The sequence below is a fragment of the Neisseria sp. P0009.S008 genome (assembly GCF_051958615.1).
GTDB classification, from domain to species: domain Bacteria; phylum Pseudomonadota; class Gammaproteobacteria; order Burkholderiales; family Neisseriaceae; genus Neisseria; species Neisseria subflava.
Genome location: NZ_JBQCVG010000078.1, coordinates 1 through 254, shown reverse-complemented (window position 1 = coordinate 254; position 254 = coordinate 1). Strand labels below are relative to the sequence as shown.

Here is a 254-nt window from a genome sequence, read left to right as displayed (position 1 = left end):
AAGGGAACGATGCTGCATTCCGACCAGGGTGTGCTGTACCGTACGGCGGGGTATAGGGAATTGCTTGCGGAGCATTCAATGGTTCAAAGCATGTCGCGTAAGGCGAACTGTTGGGACAATGCACCGATGGAAAGCTTCTTTGCGGTGTTGAAGACGGAGTGTTTCTATAACGCAGGTGAATTGACGGTGGACGAATTGATGAAACAGATAGATGACTATATGGATTACTACAACCGCGAGCGTTGCAGTTTGAA

General features: G+C 48.8%; 1 protein-coding gene. It reads left to right on the top strand.

The window, feature by feature from the left end; all coding sequences use genetic code 11:
• Nucleotides 1-9: 9 nt before the first annotated feature.
• Nucleotides 10-254, top strand: a 245-nt coding sequence (locus tag ACTHSQ_RS11340; RefSeq protein WP_049329182.1) for an IS3 family transposase, incomplete at its 3' end; no start/stop codon positions are given.